The sequence below is a fragment of the Verrucomicrobiota bacterium genome, assembly GCA_016871675.1.
Classification (GTDB): domain Bacteria; phylum Verrucomicrobiota; class Verrucomicrobiia; order Limisphaerales; family VHCN01; genus VHCN01.
Map to the genome: position 1 here is coordinate 36,999 of VHCN01000024.1, position 6,000 is coordinate 42,998.

The following is a 6,000-nucleotide window of genomic DNA, read 5'->3' on the forward strand; positions in this document are numbered from 1 at the left end:
GGGCGGTGCCTACGCTCCGCGCCATGTTTTCGCATGTCGTCATCTTTTGGACGGACCCGGCCAAGCCGGACGCGGCCGATGAACTGATCGCCGGCGCCACGAAGTGGCTCGCGCCGATTCCCGGCATCGTGCACTTCCACGTGGGCAGGATGGCGCCAAGCCACCGGCCCGTGGTGGAGCAGAGCTACCAGGTGGCGCTGAACGTGGTCTTCACCGACCCGCAGGCGCAGGACGTTTACCAAGTGCACCCGCTGCACATGGAGTTTGTGGAGAAGGCCTTCAAGCCGAACTGCACGAAGGTGGTGGTCTACGACTTCGAGTAGCGGAACGCCGGACGCCGCCCGGCGCCTCGGAATCACGTCGAGACCGCGCAATACCCATCCTGCGCCGGTGTAGTGTCCGGCCTGTGGCCGGACTTTCCGGGGAATCTGGCATGGTCCGTCGAGGCGCAGCCTCGACGCTGCACGTTTTGCGGAGGTCTCACTTCATCGCCGCGACGGCTTCGTCCGTCGATTCACCCAGCACGGCGAGCCCTTCCTCCAGCGCGTCGCGTGTGATCGTGAGCGGCGGCGAAATCTTCACGGTCTGCCCCCACGCGCCGACGGGCGCGAACAGCAGCAATCCCTTCCACACGCAGCGCCCGATGATCGCGTGCGCGAGGTCGTGGTCGGGTTCCTTGCGGCCACGCTTCACGGTTTGGAGGCCGGCAACGAGTCCGCGCGCGGAGACGTGCCCGACGACTTCGGCGTGACGCGACTGAATCGCGCGGAGGCCCGCGAGCAGAACCGGCCCGAGTGCGGCGGCGTTCTCGGTGAGCTTCTGCTCGAGAATTTTCTTCACGCTCGCCATCGCCGCGGCGCAGCAGACGGGGTTGCCCGTGTGCGTGCTGGTCATCGAGCCGGGCGGGAATTGGTCCATGATGGACTCCCGCCCGATGACGGCTGAAAGCGGAAGCGAGCTGCTGATGCCCTTGCCGCAGCAGATGAGGTCGGGCGTGACGCCGTAATGCTCGAAGCCCCAAAACCGCCCCGTGCGCCCGAAGCCCGCCTGGACTTCGTCGAACACGAGCACGACGCCGTGGGCACGGCACCAATCCGCGAGGCGGCGGATATACTCAACCGGGGCGAAATCCGGCCCGACACCCTGATACGTCTCCATCATCACGCCGGCGATGTTCTCAGCCTGAAGCCCGGCGCGGTCGAGCGTTTCGAGAAAGCCCTCGAACCGCGTGTCCTCGGTCCAGTAGCCGTCGGGAAACGGCATGTTCACGATGGCCGGGTCGAGGTTCACGATCCATGACTTCTGCCCCGCCATGCCGCCGGCCTGTTGCGCGCCAAGCGTGCGGCCGTGGAAGCCCCGCTCGAAGCCGACGATGCCGATTTTTTTCTTGCCGCCGGCTTTCAACCCGTGCGCACGGCTGAGCTTGATGGCGCACTCGGTCGCCTCGGAGCCGGTCGTGAGCAGGAACACCTTCCGCAACCCCTCCGGCGCGAGGCCGGCAAGCGTCTCGGCGAGTTGCGCGCGCTCCTCGCTGGGGAAACAGTAGTTGTGCAGAAGGCCCGTGTTGACCTGGTCCACGATGGCTTCGCGCACCTCGGCCGCGCCGTGGCCGGCGTTGGTCACAAGCACGCCGCTCGACCAGTCGAGCCAGCGGTTGCCGTGCTTGTCGAAGACGTAAACATCCTCCGCGCGGTCCCACACGATCGGCGGCTGGCCGCGCATGGATTGCGGCTCGAAGCGGCGGAGTTTCTCAAGCGTTGCGACGGAGTCCGGGTGCGGCAGGGGCGTGACGATGCGGCGGTGGCGGGTTTCCACGCGCGGAACGTCGCGCGGGATGGTGCTGAATTCCTTGCCCATGGTTTGGTGCGGTCACGGCGCGACGGTCTCGACGTATTTGAACTTGCCGTCCTTGACGGTGAGGATGACAGCGGGCTTGGTTGCGTTGCGTTTGGCGTCGAGCGTGATGGTGCCGGCCACGCCCGCGTGGTCCCTGGTGGCGGCGAGCGCCTCGCGCAGCTTCGGCCCCTCGGTGGTGCCGGCCTTCTTGATCGCCGCGGCGAGCACCATCGCCGAATCGTAGCCGAGCGCGGCCATCGCGTCGGGCAGTTCGCCATACTTGGCCTTGAACTTCGCGGCGAATTGTTTCACGAGCGGCACGTCCGCCTCGGGCGAGAAGTGCGTCGAGAAGTAAGTCCCCTCCGCGTCCTTGCCGCCGATCTCGATGAGCTTGGAGGATTCCCAGCCGTCGCCGCCAAAGATCGGCACCGTGAGGCCGAGTTGCTTCGCCTGCTTCACGATGAGTCCGACGTCGGTGTAATACCCGGTGATGAGGATGGCGTCCGGTCCCGCGGCCTTCACCGCCGTGAGCTGGCCCCTGAAATCCTTGTCCCCGCCGTTGTAAACCTGCTCGACGAGGACCTTGCCGCCCGCCGCGGTGAAGGGCGCCTTGAAGTCGCGCGTGAGCCCGACGCTGTAATCGGACTTCGTGTCCGTGAGGATCGCGACCTTCTCCGCCTTGAGCGTGCGCTGGGCAAAGTTCGCCAGCAGCTTGCCCTGGAACTCGTCCGTGAAGCAGACGCGGAAAATGTAGTCGCCCATTTCGGTGAGCTTCACGTTTGTGGACGACGGCGAGATCTGCGGAATCTTGTTCTGCTGGCAAATCGGCGCGGCCTCCATCGAGCGGGACGAGGCAACCTCGCCGAGAATGGCAACCACGCGGTCGCGCGAGATGAGTTTCTTGACGACCGTCGCCGGCTCGCCGGCCTTGGACTGCGTGTCTTCCGTGAGCAGCTTGAGTTTCTTGCCGAGCAAGCCGCCCGCGGCGTTGAGTTCCTCGATCGCAATCTCGGTGCCGTGATGCGACATCTGGCCGAACGTCGCCTCCTTGCCCGTCAGCGACGCGAATTCGCCGATCTTGATGACGTCGCCCGGTGCGGCAGGTTCGCCACTGCCGCCGCCTGTGCCAGGACCGGCGGGCTTGTTGCAGGAGGTCACGCCGAGCGCGAGCACGGCGCACGTGATTGGGACGATCCAAGACTGACGTGGCGATTTCATGGGGGGTCGATGTTGGCGTTTGACCGCAGAGACAAACCCGGCGGCGTCGGTGCGGGAAACTAGGCAAACGTCCCGCTGGATTCAACCCTCAAAGCGGGGCCGTGATTTGTCCGCCCGTTCCGCACGACCGGCGCCGCGAATCAAGCGGTCTCCTGCCGGAACCGCAGCGCGCTGAGCACGAACAACACGCTCCCGTGGCGCCGAAGGTGGCGAGGTGTTGCGCGAACTCCTGGAGGCTCGCGCGTCGCGACGAGGCACTCCTTGTAGAGGATGGCGGTGAAGCCGCGGAAGGGCGCCGGTGCGGTGTTCCTGGTTTCGGGATTGGCTTTCGCGTTCCGTGGGGGGAGCTGGGCGCTGATTCCCGCGCACCCTTGCCCGGGTTCGGGCGGGCGCTCCGGACGTCACGGGGCCACGATGTTGTTGCGCACCGCGTAGCGGACGAGTTCGCCCACGGAGTGAAAGCGCAGCTTGCGCATGATGTTGGTGCGGTGGGTCTCGACGGTCTTGACGCTGATGTTGAGCGCGCTGGCGACTTCCTTGTTGCTCTTGCCCTCGGCGAGCAATTGGACGATCTCGCGTTCGCGCGGCGTGAGGCGGCTGCCGATGTCGCTCGCTTCGACCGCTCCGAGTCCCTCGCGCAGGTTGCTTTCGGAGACCATCTGCGACACGCGTGTGGTGAAGAACGCCTGTTTGCGGCTCACGGCCTCGACGGCTTTCACGAGGTCGCGGCCGGCGTCGGACTTGAGGATGTAGCCGCGTGCGCCGGCCTTGAGGACTTCGTGCGCGATTTGCTCGGACTCGTGCATGGTGAGCACGAGCACTTCGGTGTCGGGATGCTGCTTGCGGATTTGCCGCGTCGCCTCGAGCCCGTTGAGGTCGGGCATGGTCACGTCCATGATGGCGACGTTGGGTTTGTGTTGCTTGACGCGTTCGAGCGCCATGCGGCCGTTGTTGGCCTCGGCGCACACCTCCCAGCCGGGCACGTCCTCGAGCAGGCTCTTCAACCCGCGCCGCACCACGTCGTGGTCATCTGCGATCAGGATCTTCAATGCGCTCATTTGACTTCTCCTTCAAGGGGCAGGACGACGGTGACGGTTGTCCCGCGGCTGTTGGATGTGATGTCGAGGTCACCGCCGAATTGTCGCACGCGCTCCCAGATGCCGGCGATGCCGACGCCGAGCCCGGAGATGTTGCCGTTCACGCGCTCGAGCTTCTCCGGCGGGATGCCCTGTCCCTCGTCCTTCACTTCGAGCACCACCTCGCCGGTGTTGCGGACGAGCTTGATGCGGGCGCTGGGGCTGCCGGAATGGCGCGTGATGTTGTTCATGCTCTCCTGCACGATGCGAAAGAGCGTGGTCTCGATGTCGTTGGGCAGTCGGTCGAGCTTTTCCGGGACGTCCACGGTCACCTGGATGTTCGCGCGCTGCTGGACGCCGTTGGCGAACCATTGGACTGCGGGGCCGAGGCCGGCCTCCTCGAGCATCGGCGGGTGCAGGAGGTAGCTGAGCGTGCGGATTTCCTGCTGGCACGCGCTCGTCAGCGCGACACTGTCGGCGAGGAGGTCCGCGGCCTTGGGCGCGAGGTCGGGCGCGAGGGTTTCGATCCGCGAGAGGTTCATGCTCACGGCCGCGAGGCTTTGCGCCGTGGTGTCGTGAAGCTCGCGCGCGATGCGCCGGCGCTCGTCGTCCTGCGCGGTGAGCAGGTGGGTGGAAAGCTGGCGCAGAGCGGCCTCGGCGTTCTCGCGATCGGTGATCTCGGCCTTCAGCTCCGCGTTGGCGCGGGCGAGTTCGTTCGAGTGGTCGCGGATTTGATTCTCCAGCTTCTCGTGCATCTCCTGGAACTTGTCCTCCTCCTGCCGCCGCACCATCGCAATCGTGGCGACGACCCAGACGGCGACGAGGCTGATCATGCGGTTGCCAAACTCGAAGCCGCGCTCCTCGGGCACCGGCAGGCTGCGATAGCCGAGCACGATGAGCAGCGTGGCGGCATTCGCGATGAACAGCGTGTGCCAGCGTCTCGGCGCCCACATCGTCAGCAGAATCGGCGCGAGGTAGAAGAGCGACACCGCGAGCCCCGGCGACTTCCGGCGGTCCACGAGGAACACCGCGACCGTGAGCACGCCGGCTGCGATGACGGCCCAGTTGCGGATTGGGAGCTTGGTGTCCACCATTAGGATGAAGGCGCTGCGTTCGAGCCGGCACTCTGACCACCGCGACCGCGAGTTGACCGAAACTGCAGGTGGTGTCGTTGCCGGAATCTAGGGCCGCGAGTGCGCGAGGGCAAGCCCCGCCAAACCCTGAGCGCGCAAGGCGTGTCCGGGCCACGGGTGGTGCTCAGCGTGGAATCGGACTTGTCCGGCCCACCGGGAGTTTCTACTGTCCGCCATGCCCACCCCCACGGCCGTTGCGCCCACGCAGTTGTTCCAATACCGCGCGCTCGTCACCGCCGTTTACGACGGCGACACATGCACGGTGGACATCGACCTCGGTCTCGGCGTCTGGGTGCGCGGCGAAAAGCTCAGGCTCAACCGCATCAATGCGCCCGAGATGACCGGCAGCGATGCGCCGAAGGGCAAGCCCGCGCGCGACCATCTCAAGTCGCTTGTGGAGGGGAAGGAAGTCCTGCTGCAAACCATCAAGGACCGGCGCGAGAAATACGGCCGTTACCTCGCCGAAATCTGGCTCGAACAAACCGGCGCGCAGGCGCGGAACGTGAACGACGCGATGGTCTCAGCGGGACACGCGCGTTACCAAGACTACTAAGCCGCCATGAATTCCATTGTCCGTCCGCTGCTCGGCGCGTTCGTTCTCTCCGTCCTATCCGTCGCGCCCGCCGCGCCCGCCCCGCGCCTGCCGAACATCATCGTCATCTTCTGCGACGACCTCGGCTATGCGGACATCGGCCCCTTTGGCTGCAAGGCTTACACCACGCCGCACCTCGACCGCA

The 6,000-nt window shown here is 66.0% G+C and carries 7 protein-coding genes; 3 read left to right on the plus strand and 4 right to left on the minus strand.

What is annotated here, in order from left to right; genetic code table 11:
• The first annotated feature begins 23 nt into the window (after positions 1-23).
• A complete protein-coding gene (locus FJ386_07375; GenBank protein ID MBM3876524.1) occupies positions 24-323 on the plus strand; it encodes a Dabb family protein in 300 nt (99 codons plus the stop codon).
• Between the two features lie 157 nt (positions 324-480).
• Here FJ386_07375 and FJ386_07380 read toward each other — a convergent pair whose 3' ends face one another.
• From FJ386_07380 to FJ386_07395, 4 genes are all read right to left on the minus strand, one after another.
• Positions 481-1,857, minus strand: coding sequence for an aspartate aminotransferase family protein (locus FJ386_07380; protein ID MBM3876525.1), 1,377 nt, complete (start codon positions 1,855-1,857; stop codon positions 481-483).
• Positions 1,858-1,869: 12 nt separating this feature from the next.
• Positions 1,870-3,054 carry an ABC transporter substrate-binding protein gene (locus FJ386_07385; GenBank protein ID MBM3876526.1) on the minus strand — a complete coding sequence of 395 codons (1,185 nt, stop codon included), beginning with the start codon at positions 3,052-3,054 and terminating at the stop codon, positions 1,870-1,872.
• Positions 3,055-3,455: 401 nt separating this feature from the next.
• Positions 3,456-4,112 (minus strand): response regulator transcription factor, encoded by a 657-nt coding sequence (locus FJ386_07390; GenBank protein ID MBM3876527.1) that lies wholly within the window; start codon positions 4,110-4,112, stop codon positions 3,456-3,458.
• Entirely contained in the window at positions 4,109-5,224 is a 1,116-nt protein-coding gene (locus tag FJ386_07395; protein ID MBM3876528.1) for a sensor histidine kinase, read from the minus strand. Before FJ386_07395 ends, FJ386_07390 begins: the two co-directional genes overlap by 4 nt.
• Before the next feature lie 214 nt (positions 5,225-5,438).
• On the opposite strand from FJ386_07395, the gene FJ386_07400 reads away from it, so the two are divergent.
• Together FJ386_07400 and FJ386_07405 are read left to right on the plus strand one after the other, a co-directional pair.
• The gene (locus FJ386_07400; protein ID MBM3876529.1) at positions 5,439-5,816 is read left to right on the plus strand and encodes a nuclease; all 378 of its coding nucleotides are present in this window, start codon (positions 5,439-5,441) and stop codon (positions 5,814-5,816) included.
• A 6-nt stretch (positions 5,817-5,822) separates the two neighbouring features.
• Positions 5,823-6,000 (plus strand): arylsulfatase (locus FJ386_07405; protein ID MBM3876530.1); only part of this gene is annotated, 178 nt, incomplete at its 3' end.